The 24,727-nt window shown below is 56.3% G+C and carries 25 protein-coding genes; 15 read left to right on the top strand and 10 right to left on the bottom strand.

Features of this window, described 5'->3' with window-relative positions; genetic code table 11:
* Window positions 1–22 precede the first annotated feature (22 nt).
* Both grxC and ACOTXT_RS13640 read right to left on the bottom strand, forming a co-directional pair.
* Window positions 23–274 carry a glutaredoxin 3 gene (gene grxC, locus ACOTXT_RS13645; RefSeq protein ID WP_008502715.1) on the bottom strand — a complete coding sequence of 84 codons (252 nt, stop codon included), beginning with the start codon at window positions 272–274 and terminating at the stop codon, window positions 23–25.
* Window positions 275–285: 11 nt separating this feature from the next.
* Window positions 286–717, bottom strand: a complete 432-nt coding sequence (locus ACOTXT_RS13640) for a rhodanese-like domain-containing protein (RefSeq protein WP_008502714.1) — start codon at window positions 715–717, stop codon at window positions 286–288.
* Between the two features lie 247 nt (window positions 718–964).
* Between ACOTXT_RS13640 and gpmM the strand changes: the two genes are divergently transcribed.
* The 3 genes from gpmM to ACOTXT_RS13625 are packed head-to-tail and all read left to right on the top strand — an operon-like array spanning window position 965 to window position 4,738.
* Window positions 965–2,509 carry a 2,3-bisphosphoglycerate-independent phosphoglycerate mutase gene (gene gpmM / locus ACOTXT_RS13635; RefSeq protein ID WP_023294812.1) on the top strand — a complete coding sequence of 515 codons (1,545 nt, stop codon included), beginning with the start codon at window positions 965–967 and terminating at the stop codon, window positions 2,507–2,509.
* Window positions 2,510–2,542: 33 nt separating this feature from the next.
* Window positions 2,543–3,802: a murein hydrolase activator EnvC gene (envC, locus tag ACOTXT_RS13630; protein ID WP_333165787.1), complete on the top strand. Its 1,260-nt coding sequence runs from the start codon at window positions 2,543–2,545 to the stop codon at window positions 3,800–3,802.
* Window positions 3,803–3,805: 3 nt separating this feature from the next.
* A complete protein-coding gene (locus ACOTXT_RS13625; protein WP_055322071.1) occupies window positions 3,806–4,738 on the top strand; it encodes a divergent polysaccharide deacetylase family protein in 933 nt (310 codons plus the stop codon).
* A 3-nt stretch (window positions 4,739–4,741) separates the two neighbouring features.
* Here the strand turns inward: ACOTXT_RS13625 and ACOTXT_RS13620 are convergent, their stop codons facing one another.
* The 3 genes from ACOTXT_RS13620 to kbl all read right to left on the bottom strand — a co-directional run bounded on the left by ACOTXT_RS13620 (window position 4,742) and on the right by kbl (window position 7,915).
* Window positions 4,742–5,542, bottom strand: a complete 801-nt coding sequence (locus ACOTXT_RS13620) for a glycosyltransferase family 2 protein (protein WP_008502710.1) — start codon at window positions 5,540–5,542, stop codon at window positions 4,742–4,744.
* Between the two features lie 141 nt (window positions 5,543–5,683).
* The gene (tdh, locus tag ACOTXT_RS13615; protein WP_021242426.1) at window positions 5,684–6,709 is read right to left on the bottom strand and encodes an L-threonine 3-dehydrogenase; all 1,026 of its coding nucleotides are present in this window, start codon (window positions 6,707–6,709) and stop codon (window positions 5,684–5,686) included.
* 9 nt (window positions 6,710–6,718) lie between these two features.
* Window positions 6,719–7,915 carry a glycine C-acetyltransferase gene (gene kbl, locus ACOTXT_RS13610; protein ID WP_055322070.1) on the bottom strand — a complete coding sequence of 399 codons (1,197 nt, stop codon included), beginning with the start codon at window positions 7,913–7,915 and terminating at the stop codon, window positions 6,719–6,721.
* A gap of 215 nt (window positions 7,916–8,130) precedes the next feature.
* On the opposite strand from kbl, the gene rfaD reads away from it, so the two are divergent.
* From rfaD to ACOTXT_RS13585, 5 genes are read left to right on the top strand one after another with little or no spacing between them, the layout of a single operon-like run.
* Window positions 8,131–9,063 carry an ADP-glyceromanno-heptose 6-epimerase gene (rfaD, locus tag ACOTXT_RS13605; RefSeq protein ID WP_023345204.1) on the top strand — a complete coding sequence of 311 codons (933 nt, stop codon included), beginning with the start codon at window positions 8,131–8,133 and terminating at the stop codon, window positions 9,061–9,063.
* A gap of 2 nt (window positions 9,064–9,065) precedes the next feature.
* Window positions 9,066–10,112 carry an ADP-heptose--LPS heptosyltransferase RfaF gene (gene rfaF, locus ACOTXT_RS13600; protein ID WP_008502706.1) on the top strand — a complete coding sequence of 349 codons (1,047 nt, stop codon included), beginning with the start codon at window positions 9,066–9,068 and terminating at the stop codon, window positions 10,110–10,112.
* A 3-nt stretch (window positions 10,113–10,115) separates the two neighbouring features.
* Window positions 10,116–11,102, top strand: coding sequence for a lipopolysaccharide heptosyltransferase RfaC (gene rfaC, locus ACOTXT_RS13595; RefSeq protein ID WP_055322069.1), 987 nt, complete (start codon window positions 10,116–10,118; stop codon window positions 11,100–11,102).
* On the top strand, window positions 11,095–12,204 hold the full coding sequence (rfaQ, locus tag ACOTXT_RS13590) for a putative lipopolysaccharide heptosyltransferase III (protein WP_023294805.1): 1,110 nt from the start codon (window positions 11,095–11,097) through the stop codon (window positions 12,202–12,204). The genes rfaC and rfaQ overlap by 8 nt, the downstream gene beginning before the upstream one ends.
* Window positions 12,201–13,310: a glycosyltransferase family 4 protein gene (locus tag ACOTXT_RS13585; protein WP_055322068.1), complete on the top strand. Its 1,110-nt coding sequence runs from the start codon at window positions 12,201–12,203 to the stop codon at window positions 13,308–13,310. Before rfaQ ends, ACOTXT_RS13585 begins: the two co-directional genes overlap by 4 nt.
* Here ACOTXT_RS13585 and ACOTXT_RS13580 read toward each other — a convergent pair.
* The gene (locus ACOTXT_RS13580) at window positions 13,289–14,392 is read right to left on the bottom strand and encodes a glycosyltransferase family 4 protein (RefSeq protein WP_044597365.1); all 1,104 of its coding nucleotides are present in this window, start codon (window positions 14,390–14,392) and stop codon (window positions 13,289–13,291) included. The two genes, ACOTXT_RS13585 and ACOTXT_RS13580, sit on opposite strands and share 22 nt — an antisense overlap.
* A 230-nt stretch (window positions 14,393–14,622) precedes the next feature.
* Here ACOTXT_RS13580 and ACOTXT_RS13575 point away from each other — a divergent pair, with 230 nt between their 5' ends.
* The 7 genes from ACOTXT_RS13575 to coaD all read left to right on the top strand — a co-directional run bounded on the left by ACOTXT_RS13575 (window position 14,623) and on the right by coaD (window position 22,439).
* Complete coding sequence (locus tag ACOTXT_RS13575; RefSeq protein WP_063930199.1) at window positions 14,623–15,993, top strand: O-antigen ligase family protein; 1,371 nt, start codon at window positions 14,623–14,625, stop codon at window positions 15,991–15,993.
* A 145-nt stretch (window positions 15,994–16,138) separates the two neighbouring features.
* Complete coding sequence (locus tag ACOTXT_RS13570) at window positions 16,139–17,122, top strand: glycosyltransferase (RefSeq protein ID WP_023294801.1); 984 nt, start codon at window positions 16,139–16,141, stop codon at window positions 17,120–17,122.
* Between the two features lie 8 nt (window positions 17,123–17,130).
* Entirely contained in the window at window positions 17,131–18,102 is a 972-nt protein-coding gene (locus ACOTXT_RS13565; RefSeq protein ID WP_055322067.1) for a hypothetical protein, read from the top strand.
* A gap of 18 nt (window positions 18,103–18,120) precedes the next feature.
* Entirely contained in the window at window positions 18,121–19,755 is a 1,635-nt protein-coding gene (locus ACOTXT_RS13560) for a sulfatase-like hydrolase/transferase (protein WP_055322066.1), read from the top strand.
* Between the two features lie 156 nt (window positions 19,756–19,911).
* A complete protein-coding gene (gene waaA / locus ACOTXT_RS13555) occupies window positions 19,912–21,186 on the top strand; it encodes a lipid IV(A) 3-deoxy-D-manno-octulosonic acid transferase (protein ID WP_025910600.1) in 1,275 nt (424 codons plus the stop codon).
* Entirely contained in the window at window positions 21,186–21,956 is a 771-nt protein-coding gene (locus ACOTXT_RS13550; protein WP_047748120.1) for a glycosyltransferase family 2 protein, read from the top strand. Before waaA ends, ACOTXT_RS13550 begins: the two co-directional genes overlap by 1 nt.
* 3 nt (window positions 21,957–21,959) lie before the next feature.
* Window positions 21,960–22,439: a pantetheine-phosphate adenylyltransferase gene (coaD, locus tag ACOTXT_RS13545; protein ID WP_055322065.1), complete on the top strand. Its 480-nt coding sequence runs from the start codon at window positions 21,960–21,962 to the stop codon at window positions 22,437–22,439.
* A gap of 2 nt (window positions 22,440–22,441) precedes the next feature.
* Here the strand turns inward: coaD and mutM are convergent, their stop codons facing one another.
* From mutM to radC, 4 genes are all read right to left on the bottom strand, one after another.
* The gene (mutM, locus tag ACOTXT_RS13540; protein WP_008502694.1) at window positions 22,442–23,251 is read right to left on the bottom strand and encodes a bifunctional DNA-formamidopyrimidine glycosylase/DNA-(apurinic or apyrimidinic site) lyase; all 810 of its coding nucleotides are present in this window, start codon (window positions 23,249–23,251) and stop codon (window positions 22,442–22,444) included.
* Between the two features lie 72 nt (window positions 23,252–23,323).
* Window positions 23,324–23,491: a 50S ribosomal protein L33 gene (gene rpmG / locus ACOTXT_RS13535; protein WP_003024094.1), complete on the bottom strand. Its 168-nt coding sequence runs from the start codon at window positions 23,489–23,491 to the stop codon at window positions 23,324–23,326.
* A 22-nt stretch (window positions 23,492–23,513) separates the two neighbouring features.
* A complete protein-coding gene (gene rpmB, locus ACOTXT_RS13530; RefSeq protein WP_002436699.1) occupies window positions 23,514–23,750 on the bottom strand; it encodes a 50S ribosomal protein L28 in 237 nt (78 codons plus the stop codon).
* Window positions 23,751–23,968: 218 nt separating this feature from the next.
* The gene (gene radC, locus ACOTXT_RS13525; RefSeq protein ID WP_008502693.1) at window positions 23,969–24,637 is read right to left on the bottom strand and encodes a RadC family protein; all 669 of its coding nucleotides are present in this window, start codon (window positions 24,635–24,637) and stop codon (window positions 23,969–23,971) included.
* Window positions 24,638–24,727: the final 90 nt, after the last annotated feature.

The following is a 24,727-nucleotide window of genomic DNA, read 5'->3' as shown; positions in this document are numbered from 1 at the left end:
TTTTTAATTGTCCTAAAGTCTCTTAGCTCAGCAGCGGATCGAGTCCACCACGGGCGTCGAGCGCATACAAGTCATCACAGCCGCCAATGTGCTGCGCATCAATAAAAATCTGTGGAACCGTCGTACGACCACTACGTTGGATCATCTCTTCGCGTTTAATCGCGTCACCGTCAATCGGCAGTTCCTGGAACGTGACGCCTTTGCTGTTCAGCAACGCTTTCGCACGGTGGCAGAACGGGCACGTCGCTTTGGTGTAGATCTCAATATGGGCCATGACTGAACTCCTTATTTACCGCGTACCAAAGGAAGATTTTCCCCGCTCCAGCCGGAAATGCCTTCTTTCAGCACAGATACGTTTTCGAAGCCTGCTTTATGTAGCAGGCTGGCGGATTCCTGCGCCTGCATGCCGGTACCGTCAACAACGATAATCGGCTGGGCTTTATGCTTCTCAAGCTCGCCCACGTTGTTCGCTTTGATTTCAGCAGGCAGCAGGTTAATCGCACCTGCAATGTGCCCTTTGCGGAAATCGTCACGCTGACGCAGATCGACCACGACAGCATCTTCTTTGTTAATCAGACGCGTCGCTTCACCACGGGTGATAACCTTAATCTTAGACGTCAGGCTCTTAAATGTGGTGAACAGCACAGCAGCCAGCAGGCCAATCCACGCGATGCTCAGAACCGGATGGCGGCTAACGAATTGCATAATTTCTTGCATGGAGGGTAACTACTCCCGACTTAGTGATTAAAAAAACCAGGACAGGAGTATACCTGTGCGTTCTGGCAAATACAGCCAGCGACCCTAACCTAATCCATTTTCTGCGGCATGCCACCTAAAAAAATGCCTCAAAATGGTCTGGCGAGTCCCTTGCCCCTGCGCTTTCTTTGATCTTCTGCGGCTATTTGATCGATTCAGCTGTAGTAAAATTACGCAAATTTTGACTCTTGAGCATGAGGTTGTCGCAATGTCGGTTTCTAAAAAACCTATGGTACTGGTGATTCTGGATGGCTATGGCTACCGTGAAGACAGCCAGGATAACGCTATTTTCAACGCCAAAACCCCGGTCATGGATGCCCTGTGGGCAAAACGTCCGCATACGCTGATTGACGCGTCTGGCCTGGAAGTGGGCCTGCCGGACCGCCAGATGGGCAACTCCGAAGTCGGTCACGTTAACCTGGGCGCCGGGCGTATCGTGTATCAGGACCTGACGCGTCTGGACGTTGAAATCAAAGAACGCACCTTCTTCTCCAACCCAACGTTGTGTGGCGCGGTTGATAAAGCCGTTGCTGCTGGCAAGGCCGTTCACATCATGGGTCTGCTCTCTGCTGGCGGCGTTCACAGCCACGAAGATCACATCATGGCGATGGTTGAACTGGCCGCTGAGCGCGGTGCGGAAAAAATCTATCTGCACGCCTTCCTGGACGGTCGCGACACGCCACCACGCAGTGCGGAAGGCTCCCTGAAAGCCTTCGAAGACAAATTCGCCGCGCTGGGTAAAGGCCGCGTGGCCTCCATCATTGGTCGTTACTACGCCATGGACCGCGACAACCGCTGGGATCGCGTTGAACAGGCCTATGATCTGCTGACCCTGGCAAAAGGGGAATTCCAGTTTGCGACCGCCGTTGAAGCGCTGGAAGCGGCTTATGCACGCGATGAAAACGACGAATTCGTGAAAGCGTCCGTGATTCGCGCTGAAGGCCAGGCCGATGCCGCCATGGAAGACGGCGACGCGCTGATCTTCATGAACTTCCGCGCTGACCGCGCGCGCGAAATTACCCGCGCGTTCGTCAACAGCGACTTCGACGGTTTTGCCCGTAAGAAAGTGGTAAACATCGACTTCATCCAGCTGACCGAATACGCGGCAGACATCAAAGCGCCGTGCGCGTACCCACCCGCCTCGCTGGCAAACACCTTCGGTGAGTGGATGGCGAAGAACGACAAAACGCAGCTGCGTATCTCCGAAACGGAAAAATACGCACACGTGACCTTCTTCTTTAACGGTGGCGTTGAAGAGCCGTTCAAAGGCGAAGAACGTATTCTGATCAACTCCCCGAAAGTCGCCACCTACGATCTGCAGCCAGAAATGAGCTCTGCAGAATTGACTGAAAAATTGGTTGCGGCCATCGAGAGCGGCAAATACGACACCATCATCTGTAACTACCCGAACGGCGACATGGTCGGTCATACCGGGGTGATGGAAGCGGCAGTGAAAGCGGTTGAAGCGCTGGACCACTGCGTTGAGCAGGTGGCGAAAGCGGTTGAATCCGTTGGCGGCCAGCTGCTGATCACCGCGGATCACGGTAACGCTGAACAGATGCGCGACCCGGCGACCGGACAGGCGCACACCGCCCACACCAACCTGCCGGTTCCGCTGATTTATGTGGGTGATAAATCAGTGAAAGCCGTAGAAGGCGGCAAGCTTTCTGACATCGCGCCAACCATGTTGTCGCTGATGGGTATGCCGATCCCTGAAGAGATGACTGGTAAGCCGCTGTTCATCGTGGAATAATCGCTCCCCATGAGGGGAAAGGCGATTTTTTCAATCACATGGGTCGTGAAGCCGCTTAGGTTATCAGTCAGACCTCTGTTTTACGCCAGCGCACTCAGCGCTGGCGTATTGCTGTGCGCCGCATCCGCCCACGCGGATGACCGCGACCAGTTGAAATCCATTCAGGCCGATATCGCCGCCAAAGAGCGTGCGGTACGCCAACAGCAGCAACAGCGCGCCGCCCTGCTCGCCCAGCTTAAGCAGCAGGAAGAGGCCATCTCCGCTGCCACGCGTAAACTCCGTGAAACGCAAAACACCCTTGCCCAGTTGAATAAGCAGATCGACGAGATGAACGCGTCGATTGCCAAACTCGAGCGCCAGCGCGATGCGCAGGAGCGCAACCTTGCCGCACAGCTTGATGCCGCATTCCGCCAGGGTGAACATACCGGACTCCAGCTGATCCTCAGCGGCGAAGAGAGCCAGCGCGGCCAGCGCCTGCAGGCCTACTTTGGCTATCTGAACCAGGCGCGTCAGGAGACGATCGCGCAGCTGAAGCAGACGCGCGAAGAGGTTTCCACGCAAAAAGCCGAGCTGGAAGAGAAGCAGAGCCAGCAGCAGACGCTGCTCTACGATCAGCAGGCCCAGCAGGCAAAGCTTGAGCAGGCACGCAACGAGCGTAAGAAAACCCTGGCCGGTCTCGAGTCCTCCATTCAGGAAGGTCAGAGCCAGCTGAGCGAAATGCGCGCCAACGAATCAAAACTGCGCAACAGCATCGCCCGTGCGGAAGCCGCAGCGAAAGCGCGCGCCGAAAAAGAGGCTCGCGAGGCGCAGGCCGTTCGCGACAAGCAGCAGAAAGCCTCCCGCAAAGGCACGACCTACAAGCCAAGCGAAAGCGAACGTTCCCTGATGTCGCGTACCGGCGGCCTCGGCTCTCCTCGCGGTCAGGCTTTCTGGCCCGTTCGCGGTTCAATTCTGCATCGCTATGGCGAACAGCTGCAGGGTGAGCTACGTTGGAAAGGGATCGTTATCGGTGCGTCTGAAGGTAGCGAAGTGAAAGCCATCGCCGATGGCCGCGTGATTCTGGCCGACTGGCTGCAGGGTTACGGGCTTGTGGTAGTGGTCGAGCACGGTAAAGGCGACATGAGTCTTTACGGCTACAACCAGAGCGCGCTGGTCAGCGTCGGCACGCAGGTGCGCGCTGGCCAACCCATCGCCCTTGTGGGCAGCAGTGGCGGTCAGGGCCGCCCGTCACTCTATTTCGAAATTCGTCGTCAGGGTCAGGCGGTCAATCCACAGCCGTGGTTGGGAAGATAAGTTTTGCTTCAATTTCGTCGAATCGTTTTCTCCGTCGTCAGCGCGCTGGCGCTGGCTGCACCGGTATACGCCGGTAAGCTCGCTATCGTGATTGATGACTTCGGTTATCGCCCACATTATGAAAACCAGGTGCTGGCGATGCCGTCGGCCATCTCCGTTGCCGTCCTGCCGAATGCCCCCCACGCGCGTGAGATGGCGACCAAAGCCCACAGCAGCGGGCATCAGGTTCTCATCCACCTGCCTATGGCCCCGCTCAGCAAGCAGCCGCTGGAAAAAGATACCCTGCGCCCGGATATGAGCAGCGAGGAGATCGAGCGCATCATCCGCGACGCCTACAACAAGGTGCCGTATGCCGTAGGGCTGAACAACCATATGGGCAGCGCGATGACCTCCAGCCTGTACGGGATGCTAAAAGTGATGCAGGCGCTGGAGCGTTACAATCTCTACTTCCTCGACAGCATGACCATCGGCAACAGCCAGGCGATGCGCGCCGCTCAGGGAACGGGCGTAAAGGTGATTAAGCGCAAGGTGTTCCTGGATGATACCCAGAACGAAGCCGATATTCGCGTGCAGTTTAATCGCGCGGTACAGCTGGCCCGCCGCAATGGTTCGGCCATTGCCATCGGTCACCCCCACCCGTCTACCGTTCGCGTCCTGCAGCAAATGCTGCCGACCTTACCTTCCGATATCACGCTGGTGCGCCCGAGCGACCTGCTGAACGAGCCGCAGGTGGATAGCTCTACGCCGAATTCTGCGCAGCCCGTCCCGACGGCGCCGCGTAATCCGTTCCGCGGCGTGAAGCGCTGCGTACCGAAGCAGCCGCTTGAACCGGTCTACGCGACCCGCTTCTTCTCTGTCATCGGAGACAGCATCAGTAACAGTACGCTGGTGAAATACGTCCAGCAGCAGTGGCAGGGATGGGGTAAGAAAGCCTGACGCTTATTTCGCAATCTGAGAGTCCGTCTGCTCATTCGCAACGGGCTCTTTTTTCTCCTGATGCTGATACCAGGATTTGAAATATTTCAAAAAGCTGTAGGCTGTGGCATACAGACCCGTCACGACCCCAACCTTGCCCTGACGCCAGGCTCCGCTGAACAGATACCATTTGAAGAACGCCCCGATGGCGCTGATGATGCCGCGTCCGATCGAAGGCCGAGCCGGCTGGTACTTCACCAGCCGGGTGGTGTAGCTGTTGAGCTTGTTGAACACTTCATGCAGGTTATAAAACGTGTCGTGACGCACCCGCCCCGGCATTTTCACGGCGACAATCTTACCTTCAACTTTGTCATCTACGGGTCGTTGGTTGAAGCGAGCCTGGGTACGATTGAAGAGCCGCACCGGGAAATCAGGCGAGGAAACAGGATAGATTGTACGCACCTCCTCGCCCAGCACGTGCCAGTAGCGGGCGATACGCCAGGCGCGATCGGCGGAAGGTTCATCCCCGGCTTTCAGGGTCAGAATAAAGTCGACCGTTTCCGCGTCCAGGATCTCGTCGCTATCCATACATAGCACCCAGTCATTGCTCGCCAGATCGATCGCATGGTTCATCTGCACGCCATGCATAGCATAGGGGTGATGATGAAGGGAGAGGCCGTACTCGCGGCAAATAGAAAGGGTGGCATCCGTACTGCCGGAATCCAGAACGACAATTTCATCTGCCACCGTCAGCAGCGGAGGAATCACCTCGCGCAGCAAACGCGCAGAATTACAGGTCAATAAACAAACGGTAAGCTTGAACATAGGCTCTGTAAAGTAAACGGATCGTCAACAAACTTTATAAGTGTGCGGGTAAAAAAGCGAAGGAAAAATCGAAATAATCTGATTGCGGATGTAAGAAACGTGAAGAGGCCGTAAAAAAAGCGCCCGAAGGCGCTTTCGCGGTTAATCCCAGCTCAGAATCACTTTCCCTGACTGGCCGGAACGCATCGCGTCAAAGCCCTGCTGGAACTCATCTATAGAGAAACGGTGAGTAATAATCGGGGACAGATCCAGACCGGACTGAATCAACGCCGCCATCTTGTACCAGGTCTCGAACATCTCACGACCATAGATACCCTTGATGAACAGCCCCTTGAAGATCACTTTGTTCCAGTCGATGGACATATCCGACGGCGGGATACCCAGCATCGCGATACGGCCACCGTGGTTCATGGTGTCGAGCATGGTGCGGAACGCCGGTGGCGCACCGGACATCTCCAGACCCACATCGAAGCCCTCGGTCATGCCCAGCTCTTCCATCACGTCGGTCAGGCTCTCTTTCGAGACATCCACCGCGCGGGTGACGCCCATTTTGCGCGCCAGCGACAGGCGGTATTCGTTTACGTCGGTGATCACGACGTTGCGCGCACCTACATGCTTCGCCACAGCTGCCGCCATAATGCCGATGGGGCCCGCGCCGGAGACCAGCACGTCTTCACCGACCAGATCGAAGGAGAGCGCCGTGTGCACGGCGTTACCGAACGGATCGAAAATGGAGGCCAGATCGTCAGAAATATTGTCCGGGATTTTGAAGGCGTTAAAGGCCGGGATCACCAGGTATTCCGCGAAGCAGCCCGGACGGTTCACGCCCACGCCGATGGTATTGCGGCACAGGTGCGTACGCCCGCCGCGGCAGTTACGGCAGTGGCCGCAGGTAATGTGACCTTCACCGGAGACGCGGTCGCCGATTTTGAAGCCTTTCACTTCCTGGCCGATACCCACCACTTCACCGACATATTCGTGACCGACAACCATCGGTACAGGAATGGTTTTCTGCGACCACTGGTCCCAGTTGTAGATGTGAACGTCAGTACCGCAGATAGCCGTTTTACGAATTTTGATCAGCAGATCGTTATGACCGACTTCCGGTTCCGGCACGTCGGTCATCCAAATCCCTTCTTCCGCTTTCAGTTTGGATAACGCTTTCATCACACGTCCTCAGGCAATGACGCCCAGCTGTTTACCGATGCGGGTAAAGGCTTCCACCGCACGTTCAATTTGTTCAGGCGTATGCGCCGCAGACATCTGGGTGCGGATACGCGCCTGACCTTTTGGCACCACCGGGAAGAAGAACCCGGTGACGTAAATCCCTTCTTTCTGCAGCTCGCGGGCAAAGTTCTGCGCCACGACCGCATCACCCAGCATCACCGGAATGATCGCGTGGTCAGCACCGGCCAGGGTGAACCCTGCGGCGCTCATTTTTTCACGGAACAGACGCGCGTTGGACCACAGGCGGTCGCGCAGTTCAGCGCCGGACTCCACCATCTCCAGCACTTTGATGGAGGCGGCAACAATCGCCGGTGCCAGGGAGTTGGAGAACAGATACGGACGCGAGCGCTGGCGCAGCCACTCCACCACCTCTTTACGCGCAGCGGTATAGCCGCCGGATGCGCCGCCGAGCGCTTTGCCCAGCGTGCCGGTGATGATGTCCACGCGGCCCATTACGTCGCAGTATTCGTGGGAGCCGCGACCATTTTCGCCGACAAAACCGACGGCGTGAGAGTCATCGACCATCACCAGCGCGTCGTATTTATCTGCCAGGTCACATACGCCCTTCAGGTTGGCGATCACGCCGTCCATGGAGAACACGCCGTCGGTGGCGATCAGCACATGGCGAGCGCCCGCTTCACGGGCCTCTTTCAGGCGCGCTTCCAGCTCAACCATGTCGTTGTTGGCGTAGCGGAAACGCTTCGCTTTGCACAGGCGCACGCCGTCAATGATGGACGCATGGTTCAGGGCGTCGGAGATAATGGCATCTTCTGCGCCGAGCAGGGTCTCGAACAGGCCGCCGTTGGCGTCAAAGCAGGAGGAGTACAGAATCGCATCTTCCATTCCGAGGAAGGTTGCCAGCTTTTGCTCAAGCTGCTTATGGCTGTCCTGGGTTCCGCAGATAAAGCGTACGGAGGCCATGCCGAAGCCGTGGGTATCCATGCCGTTTTTGGCAGCGGCAATCAGCTCAGGGTGATTCGCAAGACCTAAGTAGTTGTTCGCACAAAAGTTGATCACATGGCTGCCGTCGGCAACGGTGATGTCCGCCTGCTGGGCAGACGTGATAATACGCTCTTCCTTGAACAACCCTTCCGCACGTGCGGTCTCGAGGTCGCTGTTTAACTGTTTGTAAAAATCACCACGCATTGCAATTCTCCAGACTCGGCAAATTTCGGGACATATTACCCAAACCTATAGTTCATGACGAGATGACACGTCATCTCTTGTCGTTTTTGCAGCATAAATCACGTGTACCCTTGCGCTATGTCGGTGAATGGCTGAAGGGCAGCCATACTAATGATATGATAGAAACATTAGCGTCCGGGATTGTCCCCGGGCTCCACACTTCAAAGGTTACAGTTATGATCATCGTTACCGGCGGCGCAGGCTTTATCGGCAGCAATATTGTTAAGGCTCTCAATGACAAAGGCATCACCGACATCCTGGTGGTTGACAACCTGAAAGACGGCACCAAGTTCGTCAACCTGGTGGATCTGAACATCGCTGACTACATGGATAAAGAAGACTTCCTTATCCAGATTATGGCGGGTGAAGAGTTCGGCGAGATCGAAGCCATCTTCCACGAAGGTGCGTGTTCTTCCACCACAGAGTGGGACGGCAAGTACATGATGGACAACAACTATCAGTATTCCAAAGAGATCCTGCACTACTGCCTGGAGCGTGAAATTCCGTTCCTGTATGCCTCTTCTGCCGCCACTTACGGCGGGCGTACCTCGGACTTCATCGAGGCCCGCGAATATGAGCAGCCGCTGAACGTCTACGGCTACTCCAAATTCCTGTTCGACGAGTACGTGCGTCAGGTACTGCCAGAAGCGAACTCGCAGATCGTCGGCTTCCGCTACTTCAACGTCTACGGACCGCGCGAAGGCCACAAAGGCAGCATGGCGAGCGTGGCGTTCCACCTGAACACCCAGCTGAATAACGGTGAAAGTCCAAAACTGTTCGAAGGCAGCGACGGCTTTAAGCGTGACTTCGTTTACGTGGGCGACGTGGCAGCCGTAAACCTGTGGTTCTGGGAAAACGGCGTGTCCGGCATCTTCAACCTGGGTACCGGCCGCGCAGAGTCCTTCCAGGCGGTGGCTGACGCCACGCTGGCGTACCATAAAAAAGGCAGCATCGAGTACATTCCGTTCCCGGACAAGCTGAAAGGCCGCTATCAGGCGTTCACCCAGGCTGACCTGACTAACCTGCGCGCAGCGGGTTATGACAAGCCGTTCAAAACCGTTGCCGAAGGCGTAACGGAGTATATGGCCTGGCTGAACCGCGACGCGTAAGTATGAAGATTCTGGTGATCGGCCCGTCATGGGTGGGCGACATGATGATGTCGCAAAGTCTCTATCGCACGCTCAAGGCGCGCTATCCCCAGGCGATAATCGACGTGATGGCACCCGCATGGTGCCGTCCGCTGTTATCGCGTATGCCGGAAGTGAATGAAGCGATCCCGATGCCGCTCGGCCACGGGGCGCTGGAAATTGGCGAACGCCGCAAGCTCGGCCATAGCCTGCGCGAGAAGCGGTATGACCGCGCGTATGTTCTGCCCAACTCCTTTAAATCTGCCCTGGTGCCCTTCTTTGCGGGCATTCCGCATCGCACCGGCTGGCGCGGCGAAATGCGCTACGGCCTGCTGAACGATGCGCGCGTGCTGGATAAAGCGGCCTGGCCATTAATGGTGGAGCGCTACGTGGCGCTGGCCTATGACAAAGGCGTGATGCGCAGCGCGAAAGACCTGCCGCAGCCGCTGCTCTGGCCCCAGCTTCAGGTTAACGACGGTGAAAAATCCCAGACCTGCAGCGCGTTTGGCCTTTCGGCTGAACGTCCGATGATTGGCTTCTGCCCTGGCGCCGAGTTCGGCCCGGCAAAACGCTGGCCGCACTACCACTATGCAGAGCTGGCGAAACAGCTGATCGACGAAGGCTACCAGATTGTCCTGTTCGGTTCGGCAAAAGACCACGAGGCGGGCAACGAAATTCTCGCGACGCTCAGTAATGAACAGCAGGCCTGGTGCCGCAACCTGGCGGGAGAAACGCAGCTTGAGCAGGCGGTTATCCTGATTGCTGCCTGCCACGCTGTGGTTACCAACGATTCAGGCCTGATGCACGTCGCCGCTGCGCTCAACCGTCCGCTGGTGGCACTGTATGGGCCAAGCAGCCCGGACTTTACGCCTCCGCTTTCCCATAAAGCGCGCGTTATTCGCCTGATCACTGGCTACCACAAGGTGCGCAAAGGCGATGCCGCTGAAGGTTATCATCAGAGCCTGATCGACATTACCCCGCAGCGCGTTCTTGAAGAGCTTAACGAACTGCTGTTGAGCGAAGAAGGATAACGAATGCGGGTACTGATCGTTAAAACCTCGTCGATGGGCGATGTTCTGCACACGCTGCCGTCACTGACGGACGCCATGCAGGCCGTACCGGGCATTCGTTTTGACTGGGTGGTGGAAGAGGGCTTCGCGCAGATCCCCACCTGGCATGAAGCGGTTGACCGCGTGATCCCGGTGGCGATTCGCCGCTGGCGGAAAGCGTGGTTCTCCGCGCCGATTAAAGCCGAACGCAAAGCCTTCCGCGAGGCGGTACAGGTGCAGCGTTATGATGCCATCATCGACGCGCAGGGGCTGGTCAAAAGCGCCGCGCTGGTGACGCGACTGGCGCGAGGCGTAAAGCACGGCATGGACTGGCAAACCGCCCGCGAACCGCTGGCGAGCCTGTTCTATAACCTCCGCCACCACATCGCGAAGCAGCAGCACGCGGTGGAACGTACCCGCGAGCTATTTGCAAAGAGTCTTGGCTATGCAAAGCCGGAAACGCAGGGCGATTACGCCATTTCGCAGCATTTTTTGCACGGTTCGCAACAAACAGACGCACCCTACCTGATTTTCCTTCATGCAACGACCCGCGACGACAAGCACTGGCCGGAAGCGCACTGGCGCGAACTGATCGGCCTGCTGGGAAGTGCGGGGTTACGTATCAAACTCCCGTGGGGCGCTCCCCATGAAGAAGCGCGCGCCAAACGCCTGGCGGCAGGGTTTGATTATGTGGACGTTCTGCCGCGCATGAAGCTGGATGGCGTCGCTCAGGCGCTGGCAGGCGCTACGGCTGTGGTCTCCGTGGATACGGGACTCAGCCACCTGACGGCGGCGCTGGACCGTCCTAATATTACGCTTTACGGCCCAACGGACCCGGGCCTGATCGGCGGCTATGGAAAAAATCAATATATCTGCCGCCCGGAACACTCATCGCAGCTGAGCGATCTCAGCGCCGCTGCGGTATTTGCGCAATTAGAGCCTTTGCTGGCAGCAGAGAGAGCCTATGTCTGATTTTTTCTCAGCGGAGCGCCCGCCAAAGCGCGTGCTGATTATTAAGCTTCGTCACCACGGTGACGTTTTGCTTACCTCGCCGGTTTTTACCGTGCTGAAAAAGAACTGGCCGAACGTGGAAGTCGATGCGCTGGTTTATGACGATACCCAGGCGATGCTGACCAGCCACCCGCATATCGACCAGGTGCACACTATTGGGCGCAACTGGCGCAAGAAGGGCTGGTTTGAACAATTCCGCCTCTACCGCGCCCTGCTGAACACCCTGAAAGGCCGTCAGTATGACGTGCTGATTAACCTGACCGAACACTGGCACGGCGCGCGCCTGGCGCGTCGCCTGAAACCGCGCGTCTCCGTCGGCTTTAAGCCGGATAAGCGCGGTGGCCTGGCGCGTCGCCGCTGGGTGAAATCGTTCACCACGCTCTATCCGGCGATTCAGGACAACAGCCGTCATATGGTGGAGGTTAATCTGGATGCCCTGCGCCGGATCGGCATTCATCCGCAGTCCGATGAAGACAAACATACGCTTTTTGTGCCCGGTGACGCGGCAGAAGCCTCTGTGGCCGAAAAGCTGGCCGGGTTTGGGCTCACGAGTAAATCCTACATTCTGGTTCACCCGACCTCGCGCTGGATGTTTAAGGCCTGGGATATCAAAAAGCTGGCAGCGACCATTGATAACCTGGCGGCGCGCGGCCTGCCGATCGTCCTCTCCGCCGCACCGTCAAAAGAAGAGAAGGCCTATATGGATGCGCTGCGCGCAGCCCTCACCCAGCCGGTCTTTGATTTAAGCGGTCAGCTGAACCTGAAAGAGCTGGGCGCGCTCATGAAGCACGCCCGGGTGTACTTCGGCGTGGATTCCATGCCAATGCATCTTGCGAGCGCCGTCGGTACGCCAACCGTCGCCATCTTTGGCCCTACCGGCGCCATCAAATGGGCGCCGTGGGGGGTAAATTATCGTGTGATTGTGGCCGGGTTTACCTGCCAGCCTTGCGGCAAAGCGGGCTGCGGAGACAGCGGTGTCTCAGACTGCATCACCGCCATCACCCCGCAGCAGGTGCTGAGCGCCATCGATACGATGCTCTTGGAAACGGAAACACCTGCATGAAGCTGGCGATTGTCCGACAGACCTACAACCCCAACGGTGGCGCAGAGCGTTTTGTCTCACGTGCGCTAAACGTGCTGGCGCAGGATACCTCGCTTGATGTCACGCTGATTGCTCGCCAGTGGGAGGATGCCGCAGGCTGGAAAACGCTGACGGTCAATCCGCCGTTTCGCAATCGCATCGCGCGTGAATCCGGTTTTGCCCTCGAAGCCGCCGCGCATTTTGCGCAGTTTGATATTGTGCAAAGCCACGAACGCATACCGGGAGCCACCATCTTCCGGGCGGGCGACGGTGTTCACGCCACCTGGCTTGAGCAATATGGCCGCATTCTGTCGCCGCTGGCGCGCTGGGCGCAATCTCTGAGCCGCTATCACCGCTACATTCTGCAGGCCGAGGCGCAGATGTATACCCATCCGCAGCTGCGCAAGGTGATCTGTAATTCGAAGATGGTGCGCGATGATATCGCGCGGCGCTTCGGGCTGCCGGACGACAAGCTGACGGTGATCTACAACGGCGTGGACACCGTTCAGTTTAGCCCTGAGGTCCGCGCCCTTTCGCAGCGTGATGCCCTGGGTATTCCTCCTGACGCACCGGTGCTGGCGTATGTTGGGTCAGGCTTCAGCCGTAAAGGCGTCGCCACCGCGCTGCGCGCCATTGTGGCGCATCCTGACGTCTGGCTGCTGATTGCCGGCCGCGATAAACATGCGCGGAAGTTCGAAAAGCTGGCGCAGGCGCTGGGGATTTCCTCACGAGTGAAGTTCCTGGGCCCCGTTGCCAACGTGCGTGAAGTCTATGGCACGGCGGATGCCCTTATCCTGCCGACGCTCTACGATCCCTTCCCGAACGTCTGCGTGGAAGCGCTGGCCTGTGGTTTGCCGCTGCTTACCAGCCACGGCTGCGGCGCGGCGGAGTGGATAACCGAGGGTCAAAACGGCTGGGTGCGCGATGCGCTGGACAGCGAAGGCTACCTGCAGGCCATCTCGCTGTGGCTGAAAGGCCGTGAACAGGGTGTCGATTACTCCGCCGCTGCGCGTGCAACCGCCGAGCCCTTCACCCTGGACAGAATGGCGAAAGAGCTACAGGCGCTTTATCGCGATTTGCTGCGCTGAGCGGCATCGGAGAAGACTTTCTCCATCGCGTCCAGCATACATTCGCGGGTAAAGTGCGTGCTCAGGTAGTCATATCCCTGTTGCGCGAGCGTCTCGCGAAGGGCTGAGTCGTCATAGAGTTTCATTATGGCATCGTGCAGCGCGTTTTCGTCGCGCTGCGCGACCAGCACTCCCGTCTGCCCGTTAATCACCGCATCTCCCGTTCCACCTGCATCCGTCGCAATGGTGGCAATACGGGTGGCTAACGATTGCAGCACGCCCTGTGGAACACCTTCCATATCGTGCGAAGGGCTGAGCGCAATATCAAAGGCCGGGAACCAGCGTTCCGGATCGGATTGATGTCCCGCCATGACCACGCGCTGCTGTAACCCCAGGGCGGTGATTTCCTGTTCCAGCGTCGCTTTGTGCGGACCTTCGCCGACAATCGCCAGCTTGATGTGTGGATTGGCGATTTTCGCCAGGGCGCGCAGCAGTACGCTATGGCCTTTGTTCGGGCGCAAATGCGATACCACGCCCAGCCAGAAATCGTCCTGCGACAAACCACAATGAACCCGGGCCTGGTGCTTATCTCCCGGATGGAAACGCTGCGTATCGACACCGCTTGGTACCGACGTACTCTGGGACATCGGCACGCCAATATCTGCCACCTGATGGCGCAGCGCCTCGCCGGTGGTCACGATATGCGCGCAGGCCGTGCGGAAGAGCCAGCGGGTCGTCCAGTTGTTGCGCGGTACGCCGGACGCATGACGGGTTCTCACCAGTGGTACAGGGTTGGACAGCGTCAGATTCGCCAGCGCCACCAGCCAGGTATCGGCAGAGTTATGGCTGTTGATGACGTCAATCGAGTGACGGTTATCCTTCATCCAGCGACGCAGCACCTGCAGGTTTTTAAGGTTCTTACGCTTCAACGGCATCGTGACCACCGTCAGACCGGCATTGCGTGCCAGCGCGTGGAGCGGCGCAGTTTCCGGACAAAGGAGAGTCACCTGATGGCCACGCTGAATCATCCCAAGCGATTCGTTGATAATGCGCAGAGGCTGCCCGCCTTTGCCGCCGTCTGCTTCAGTGTGAACAATATGCATATATTTCCTGTCGTTTAGCTGAAACCGCTGTCCAGGCCGCCGATTATATACGCGGGTATTACGATAATGCACAGGCGGATTAATCTTGCTTACAAACATTGTCCTTCTGTAGTAATGGCTTCTGTGGTAATTTTCTCAGGCTTTTATTCCACTCATAATCAGTGGAATCTGCATATGGCATTGTTAACTAACCGGTATTAACGCCGAGATCCTTTACCAGTACCAAAATTATGACAAATACTCGTAACATCCTGACAGGTCTTTTAGTACTGTCTGTACTGGCTTTATGTTTTATCTGGCCAATCCCAAACGATCAGCTACCTTTTCATCGTAATGGACTGATTTATCCTAATATTGTGGTGGCGCTCGGTCTTTTCTTTAGCTCTTCAGTGGCGAGAAAAGCGCTGGACTTAAACAAAATTAAGTTCGTGCTTATTGTGCTGTGGGCATTAACCTTCTTTATCCTGATTAACGGCTTTTTTGTCGCGCCAGATATTAAAGAAATGGTGTCGACCTGGGATGGACAGTGGTTACGTCCGGTATTGCTTTTCTGTACGGGCCTGGTGTTATTACCGGTGATTCAGGAGCGCTTCCCCTCTTTATCGGCAGCCCGGTTCTTTACTCTCGTCGTCCTTTTTTTCTGGGGCGTCGTCTGTATCCACCTCCTTGATACCGTCTGGCTTTACTGGCGAGACGGCGTGATCCACTGGGGCGAAACGCGGATTGTTTATAACCGCACGCGCATGAGCTTCCAGGTCAATATGATCACCGGTTTCCTGCTCGCCGAACTGCTTACGCGCGGCCTGCTTCATCAGCGTTTCTTACGCCTGAAGACACCGTTCCTCGCCTTTATGCTGCTGTGTAACCTTGTCTGCACGGCGTTAGTCGATACCCGCTGGGGAACGATCGGCCTGGTTGGCAGCCTGTTCTCCACCTTCATTCTGCTTAGCCTGCATAGCATGCGTCGCAGCCGGGTGTTGCTCACCGGTGGCATTCTTTTGGGCATTACTATCGCTTCTGCGCTTCTGGGCTATGCCTCCTGGAAAACCGATCCGCGCTGGCAAAGTCTGGAAGATGATGCCGTAACAGGCTGGAACGCGCCTTTCACCAGTTTTTGCTATAACAAAACCAACGGAACAGTACCGACTAACGATCTCGGTCGTCCAATGAACCACTCCAACGGCTGTCGCGCGAGCTTCTTCCATCAGGGCTGGAAACTGGTGGGCGAACACCCTGCGGGAATGGGGCCTCGCAAAGAGGCCTTCCGCTATGTGCTGCGTCGCGACACGCAGGACAATCGCATTAACATTCCGCACAGCCACTACGGCCTGATTGAGTTTGGTATCCAGAACGGCATCGCGGGCATTGCAGGCTGGCTGATTCTGCTGGCAGGCTGCTGGTACATCGGCTGGCGCGAGTTCCGCCATGGCAATATGATGGCGGGCATGTTCCTGCTGCTGTTTACGGTTGGTTTCTTCTCCCGCACCATGGTTGACCACAATCTGAAAGATCACTACCTGGAACAATATATGCTGTTAACCGGGTTGCTTGTGGGAATGTGCGCGTTACGGCCCGCTAAACGAACAGAAACAACCTCCTGATTGCGTATACATAGCGCCGTTGACAATACGCATCGGCGCAACGTTACCTATCAGAACTCTTTTGCCTGCCGGCTGTCGAAAAGCCATTGCACGTTGCTGTATCGCTCGTTAGCCGCATCTCACCGCGTTAAATTACGGAGTAAGCATGTCTGGAACGCCTCAATTAAGCCTCGTTGTCGCCGTCTATAATGGCGAGAATTTCCTGAGCGCTTTTTTTGACAGCATAAAGAAACAGAATCTGCACAGCCTGGAACTTGTTATCGTTAATGACGGCTCAACTGACGGCTCCGCAGATATCATCGCCCGCTACGCCAGTGAATTCAGTCATTTTAACGTCATCGACCAGCCTAATGGGGGTGTCTCTGCGGCCCGTAATACCGGTCTGGCCGCAGCAACGGGCGATTACATCGCGTTTCCGGATATTGATGACGTTATCTATCCGGGTATGTATCCGCGCCTGCTTGAGATTGCACTCGCCGGGCAGTTGGACGTCGCGACCTGCAACGGTACCTACATTTATGACGACGGACGCCCGTCGAAGAAGATCTTCCCTTCAGATAAACTTGCGTCAACCGACGTGCTGGACGGCCCGACCTGGCTGCAGATGGCGCTCGAATCGCGCAAGTTCCTGCACGTGACGTGGCTGAACATCTATCGCCACGCCTTTATCAAAGAGCAGGGCTTCAGCTTTGAACAGGGTCTGCGCCATCAGGACATCCCCTGGACTACGGAAGTGCTGCTCACCGCCAGACGCGTGCAGTATATTGATGAGACCTATTACGACTACCTAATCCACTCCGCTTCCGTTTCCCATACGCCTGGCACGGACGACACGCGCATGCGCTCTTCGCGCCATTATATGAAGATTCTGGAGATGCTGGACGCCATCAACAAACGCTATCCGGAACAGGTGAAACGCGTGCCCGCCTGCCGCTGGCAAATCGCCAAAGAGGGTCTTGGGATCCTGCATAGCATTAATAACATTGAAGATATGGCCAAAAAACGCGAGATCACCCGTGAGCTTTTCGATCGCGGTATCTGGACTCTGATTTGGCAAAATGCGCGCGGCTTCCGCCAACGGTGGCGTCTGGGACGTCGCTACTTCCGTCTTAAAAAAATTCTTGGCTAACGGAAATTATGACCAAACTTAAATTACACGCGGTTTCCCGCGCGGATTTCATCGCTAAAAACTACGCAGATTTCCAGACTCTCCTGGATAACCAGGTCAATCCTGACGATATTCCGGAGCGATTTTATTGTGGCGGCCGCGGTGGCTGGACGTTCCAGACTACCCTGGCGCTAAAGCACTATTATGGTGACGCAATCGAGTGTTCGTTTGGCTCTGAATGCAGGCCAGATGCCATTAACCTGATGCATAACGACGACTTTGGTTCCCGCGTGAAGCCGTGGCGTGGCTTCACCGTGGTCGCGCGTGCGGACCGCCCTCCCGTGATTGGCGCCGATGTTGTCGTCGACCAGAATCCGGAAGTAGACAACCATAGCAATCGTATTTTCGTCCCCTACTGGCCACAGCCGGGCGTAAAACCACGCGAACGCACCGACGAGACAATCAAAACCGTCGCATTCTTCGGCCGTGTAGACAGTTTCCCGGACGAATACCGCGAAGGGAATTTTAAGCAACGTCTTGCCGAACAAGGTATTGAGCTCCGCATCTCGTTCGATAACTGGACAAACTACCAGGACGTGGACGTGTGCATCAGCTTCCGCAAATCACACGATCATAAACTGGCGCGTAAGCCTGCCAGTAAGCTCATTAACAACTGGCTGGGGAAAACGGTGATGGTCTGCGATGACGAGCCGTCTTATCGCGCGATCCGCGAAAGCGAGCTGGACTACCTGATCGCCAAAAACCCTGATGAAGCCTTCAATGCCATCATGCGTCTGAAAAACTCCCCTGAACTGTATCGTCAGATGCGCGAACAGGGTGAAAAACGCCTACAGGTCTATTCCCGCGAAGCGGTCGCTGCACGCTGGTATGCCCTGTTTGAGGGTATTTGGCGAAAAGGATTGCACAATCGTCCTACGGTAGTTCGCGCACTGCGCTTTGGCTTTGGTAAAGCCATTCGCCCGCTGACTAAAAAGTTCTGATCGGAATAGAGTCCTTCCATGTTCAAAACAACGACACATTCTTCGTTCACCCCGCGCAGCAATCTGTTGCGCACCCTGGGGTTGACGCTGGCATTCCTGCTGCTGTTCTCGCTTTCAGAAATCATCATTCTGCTGAAAGATCACGTCTACCAGCCGAAATCCGGTGATATCTCGCTGTATCTGATCATTTCCCTGCTTGCCGCAGCCAGCGCGCGTTTCTTCCTGACTCGCCTGTTGCTGGCCGTCACGTTTATCGTTCAGATTTCGGAAGCGGTGTACTACCAGTTCTACGGTCAGTTCTATGGCCCGAGCGAAGTCTGGCTGGCGTTCGTGGAAACGAAAGACATTGCCAGTGGGATCACCGACAGCCTGGGTTCACTGGGCATCTACTTCGCCATCATGATTGTGGCGGTCGTGTTTGCGCTGGTCTTTGCGCGTCGTCTGGCGCCGCTTTGGCACAAATGGATTGCGCTTCCTTGCCTGCTTGCGATTGTCGTGATGTTTGTCGGTCAGTTCTACAAAGCGATCGACGGGCAGATGTACAAGTTCAACCCGGACCTGCGCCACTCCCTGCTGCGTAACGGCCTGTCTGCGATGAGCTTCAGCGCCATACGCCTGATCCCGGAAGCGATGTCAGGCGAAAACCAGAATCTGACCCACTACGATCCCTACCAGGTCAAATCTGTTAAGGATACGCGCGCGGGTAAATATTCGATTATTCTGGCGATAGGTGAAAGCCTTAATCCGCACCACGTCAGCGCTCTGGGCTACGAACGCGATACCACGCCTGAGCTGAAAGCGCTGCTCCAGCAGTATCAAGGTACGGGCCGCCTGATTGTCTCCAACGCCGTGTCCACCCGCGTGGCCATCCCGATGCTGGTGAATAATCTGCGCGAGCCGGATAACTACGGGGCCTATAAATCGAAATCCACCAATATCTTCGCCAACGCGAAGAAACAGGGTTATCAGACCGCCTTTATCTCCGCCCAGGGGCTGGAAGGGCTGAGCAACTGGATTGGCATCCATGATATCGATCTGTGGGAAGATACCCAGATCCGCCCGGCACCAGATGTCGGCGCAGACGTTGTTCTGACGCCATCCGTTGAGAAAGCAACCCTGGACTGGAACAAACCGTTCCTGATGGTGCTCAACAGCCGTGCTCCACATATCCCGTACGAGCGTAATATCCCGCAGGGCTTCGCGAAATTCTCTACGCCGCGTCTGAGTGATGATGTGGCGCAGAAGAAAAACGAGTATGACGATGCGGTCCGCCTGTATGACAAAGAACTCGCGTCCGCGATTCGCACCGCGCTGGCAAAATCCAAACTGCCGGTGCTGGTGTTTATCACCTCCGATCACGGTGAACGCGTGGGCGATAACGGTCTGTTTGGCCACTCGGTTGTTGAAATGCCAATTGCTCAGGTACCGTTCCTCTACTTCAGCAACGATCCAGCTTACGCCATGAAGGAGATCAGCCCGCAGGTACCTCTCAACCATTATCAGGTGGCAACGCTCATCAACAAGATGCTGGGCTACGACGTCAGCAATCCGAATCAAAAAGATGACAGCTTCTTTATCACTGGCGGTGATATTCGCGGGCTTTCGGAGCGCGTAACCTACCATCTGAATGCCCTCCCCGAAGCGGAGCGCTAAACGGTTAGACATGAAACGGGCAAGAAATTGCCCGTTTTTTTTCAGGCGAATGAGCGTAACGCAGGCAAATGGGTGTCTTAAAACACCAAAGAGATAGCTTTAGACGGCTCAAATGCTTAGAATTTGCCCGCCGAAACTAAAAAAACGGATAATCGCTTGGAATTGTTGTATACCGCTCTGCTCTACATCATTCAGCCACTGGTGTGGCTGAGACTGTTGCTTCGTAGCCGTAAAGCGCCTGCGTATCGTAAACGCTGGGCTGAACGCTATGGCTTCTGCCGCAATAAAGTCGCGCCGGACGGTATTTTGCTGCATTCCGTTTCTGTCGGTGAAACGCTGGCGGCAATCCCGCTGGTTCGCGCCCTGCGTCACCGCTACCCGTCGCTGCCGATCACCGTCACGACGATGACGCCAACCGGCTCGGAGCGCGCGTTATCCGCTTTCGGCAAAGACGTTCATCACGTCTATCTCCCTTACGATCTCCCCTGCGCCATGAATCGTTTCCTGAATACCGTTCGCCCGAAGCTGGTGATTGTGATGGAAACCGAACTGTGGCCAAACATGATTTCCGCCCTGCATGCCCGTAAAATTCCGCTGGTGATTGCCAACGCGCGCCTGTCAGAGCGCTCGGCGAAAGGTTACGGCAAGCTGGGTAAATTTATGCGCCGCCTGCTGAGCAAGATCACCCTGATTGCCGCGCAGAATGAAGAAGATGCGGCACGCTTTATCTCTCTGGGCCTCAAACGCAACCAGCTTGCGGTGACGGGCAGCCTGAAATTTGATATTTCGGTTACCCCTGAACTCGCCGCCCGCGCCATCACGCTTCGCCGCCAGTGGGCCCCGCGTCGTCAGGTCTGGATTGCGACCAGTACCCATGACGGTGAAGAAGAGATCATCCTGCAGGCGCACCGCAAGCTGCTGGAAAGCTTCCCTGATTTACTGCTAATCCTCGTGCCCCGCCATCCGGAACGTTTTAAAGATGCCCGTGAAATGGTGCAAAAAGGCGGTTTCAGCTTCACGCTGCGCAGCAGCGGGGAGATCCCGTCTGGCAGCACCCAGGTGGTGATTGGCGATACGATGGGCGAGCTGATGCTGCTCTACGGCATTGCTGACCTCGCGTTTGTCGGCGGCAGCCTGGTGGAGCGCGGCGGCCATAACCCGCTCGAGCCGGCAGCCCACGCGATTCCGGTGCTGATGGGGCCACATACGTTTAACTTCAAAGATATCTGCGCGAAATTACAGCAGGCCGATGGTTTAATTACCGTGACCGATGCGGACTCCGTAGTTAAAGAGGTCTCAACCCTTCTGACTGACGAAGATTATCGCCTGTGGTACGGGCGACATGCGGTCGAAGTGCTGCACCAGAACCAGGGTGCCCTGACCCGTCTGCTGCAACTTCTGCAACCTTACCTGCCCCAGCGGAGCCACTGATGTCAACGCGTCTGTCGGTCGTGATGATCGCCAAAAACGCCGCCGACCTGCTTCCGGACTGCCTGGCGTCGGTAGCCTGGGCTGACGAGATAGTCATTCTTGATTCCGGAAGTACGGACAACACGGTGGACGTTGCCCGGGCAGCGGGCGCAAAAGTCTTTATTGATACTGACTGGCAAGGCTATGGCATCCAGCGCCAGCGCGCGCAGGGGTTTGCCACCGGAGATTATGTCCTGATGCTCGATACTGACGAGCGCATCACGCCGGAGCTTCAGCAGGCCATTCAGGCGGTGCTTTCCTCACCTCAACCTGGTGCTGTATACAGCATTGCCCGCCGCAACTACTTCCTTGGCCGTTTTATGCGCCACAGCGGCTGGTATCCTGACCGCGTGACGCGCCTCTACGAGCGCGAGCGGTATCAGTACAACGACAATCTGGTGCATGAATCCCTGGCCTGCGACAATGCCCAGGTCATCCCCCTGACGGGCGATTTGCTGCACCTGACCTGCCGCGATTTCGCAAGCTTCCAGCGCAAACAGCTCAACTATGCCACCGCATGGGCGCAGGAGCGTCACCAGCGCGGCAAGAAGGCCTCGCTGACCGGAATCTTCACCCACACGCTGGGCGCGTTTCTGAAAACGCTGCTGCTGCGTGGTGGCGTGCTGGACGGTAAGCAGGGCTGGTTACTCGCGGTAGTCAATGCCCAGTATACTTTCAACAAATACACCGAGCTGTGGGCGCTCTGCCGCGGCTACTCAGAGAAAACGTGAGCCATGAGCACAAAAGCGATTTATCCGGGTACCTTCGATCCGATCACCAACGGTCATCTTGATATCATCACCCGTGCGGCGTGCATGTTCGACAAGGTGATCCTGGCGATTGCCGCCAGCCCCAGCAAAAAGCCGATGTTTGACCTCCACGAGCGCGTGCAGCTCGCCACCGATGCCATTTCGCACCTGCCGAATGTTGAGGTGGTCGGGTTTAGCGACCTGATGGCGAACTTCGCCCGCACCCAGCAGGCGAACATTCTGATCCGCGGTTTACGCGCGGTGGCAGACTTCGAATATGAGATGCAGCTGGCGCACATGAACCGCCACCTGATGCCGGAACTGGAGAGCGTATTCCTGATGCCCTCCAAAGAGTGGTCGTTTATCTCGTCCACGCTGGTGAAAGAGGTGGCGCGCCATCACGGGGACGTTACCCATTTCCTGCCGGTTAACGTCCACCAGGCGTTGATGGAAAAGCTCAAGTAGCCCTATTTCTGGCACTGACGGCAGTAGAACGTGGCGCGCTGGGCGTGTTTCGTGGCAATAATGGGTGTGCCGCAGACTCTGCACGGTTCGCCCTTACGGCCATACACCTGCAGTTCCTGGGCAAAATAGCCCGGCTTGCCGTCACTTTGCAGGAAGTCCTTCAGCGTTGTCCCCCCCTGCTCAATCGAGCGCAGCAATACGGCTTTAATCACGCGGACCAGCAGCTCACACTCCTGCGCCGACAGCGACGAGGCCAGCCGATCGGGGTGGATCCCGGCCGCAAACAGCGATTCGCTGGCGTAGATATTCCCCACGCCGACCACCAGCTTGTTATCCATCAGCCAGGGCTTAATCGGGCTTTTCTTCTTCGCGCACTTCGCCTTGAGGTATTCCGCGTTAAACGCGTCTGAGAGCGGCTCCGGGCCCAGATGCGCCAGCACGTTATGCCCTTCCAGCTCCTTCGTCCACAGCCACGCGCCAAAGCGCCGTGGATCGGTGTAACGCAGCACTTTGCCGTTGCTCATCACCAGATCGACGTGGTCGTGCTTTTCCGCAGGCAGTTCTTCGGTAAGAACGCGCAGGCTCCCGGACATCCCCAGGTGGATAATGATCCAGCCGTCGGGCAGCTCCAGCAGCAGGTATTTCGCGCGGCGCTGCACGCTAAGGACGGGTTTATCGCTCAGGGCATGGATCTCATCGGACACCGGCCAGCGCAGACGCCCGTTACGGACAACCGCGTGAAGAATCGTCGCGCCGACCAGATGGGGCTCAATGCCGCGACGGCTGGTTTCTACCTCAGGTAATTCAGGCATGGTTCCTCCGTTGAGATACAGAATGCAAAAAACCCCGCAGTTGCGGGGTTTTTCGATACAAGGAGACTAAAATTATTTGATTTTAGCTTCTTTGTACAGTACGTGCTGGCGTACAACTGGATCGAATTTTTTCAGTTCCAGTTTTTCCGGCTTAGTACGTTTGTTCTTCGTGGTGGTGTAGAAGTGACCTGTACCAGCAGAAGAAACCAGCTTGATTTTCTCGCGAATACCTTTAGCCATGATTTATTTCCTCTTTAAGTACTTAGTACTTTTCGCCACGGGCACGCAGTTCAGACAGAACTGTATCGATGCCTTTCTTATCGATTACACGCATACCTTTAGCAGATACGCGCAGGGTGACAAAACGCTTCTCGCTCTCAACCCAGAAACGGTGAGAGTGCAGGTTCGGCAGGAAACGGCGTTTAGTCGCGTTCAGTGCGTGGGAACGGTTGTTACCGGTCACCGGACGCTTGCCAGTAACTTGGCAGACTCGGGACATGTCTATTCTCCAAAAATCAAATTAGCTCGAGCTTCGTATGGGGTATCGGCGCCTCGTCAGGCTTTACAGCCCGGTCATCGCATAGTTCTAAGTGAACTCTCGATTGCCAGGCCCAAATGCCAAACCCGAGATTCTCAAAGGTGGCGTAGTATACGCTGACTCGGCGGTGTGCTCAAGTCCCGAACAGACAAAGATCCCGATGGATCGCGAGAAATAGCCTAAATCCAGCCATGTTCTGCAAAAGAAATGTACTCTCCGCGGCCAATTATCAGATGGTCCAGCACACGAATGTCCATGAATTGACAGCATTTGATAATGCGCTCGGTGATTTCTTTGTCCGCTCTGCTCGGTTCTGCACAGCCTGAGGGGTGATTATGCGCGAGGATCACGCCCGCTGCATTCACTTTTATCGCTTCCCGCACAATTTCTCGCGGATGCACCTCAACGTGGCTTAACGTACCGGCAAAGAGGCAGCTATGTTTCAGTACCCGGTTTCTGTTATCGACAAAGATCACCATAAAGATCTCGCGCTCGATATCGGTTAACTGGCTTTGCAGGTATTCACGCGTCATCGCTGGCGTCAGGATCGGATCGTCCTTCTCCATGCGGACATTGTAAAAACGGCGGGCAAGTTCAGCAATGGCCCGCAACTGGGCATATTTCGCCACACCGATCCCTTCTACGTGCTTAAACTGCGCCAGTTCGGCGGTCAGCAAACCGTGCAGAGAACCGAAATGTACGATCAGCTCTTTTGCCAGCGTAAATACCGTTTTACCGGGCGTTCCGGTACGTAAAAAGAGCGCCAGCAGTTCATCATCTTTTAACAGGGTGACGTCATAGCGCAGCAGTTTTTCGCGCGGCAGCAGCGGCTCATCCTCTTCTTCCATGCTCTTTCTCCCTTTTTTAACCGCATGCTGCCACAGGCCAGTCAGGCACTCGACGACCACGTTGCGTTCTTGCGTAGCGCCTCGCAAAGT

It is taken from the genome of Enterobacter cloacae complex sp. IR5422, from assembly GCF_049238165.1.
Classification (GTDB): Bacteria; Pseudomonadota; Gammaproteobacteria; order Enterobacterales; family Enterobacteriaceae; genus Enterobacter; species Enterobacter roggenkampii.
Note: the sequence above shows the minus strand (reverse complement) of the source record. Positions and strands in the feature narration are given on the sequence as shown.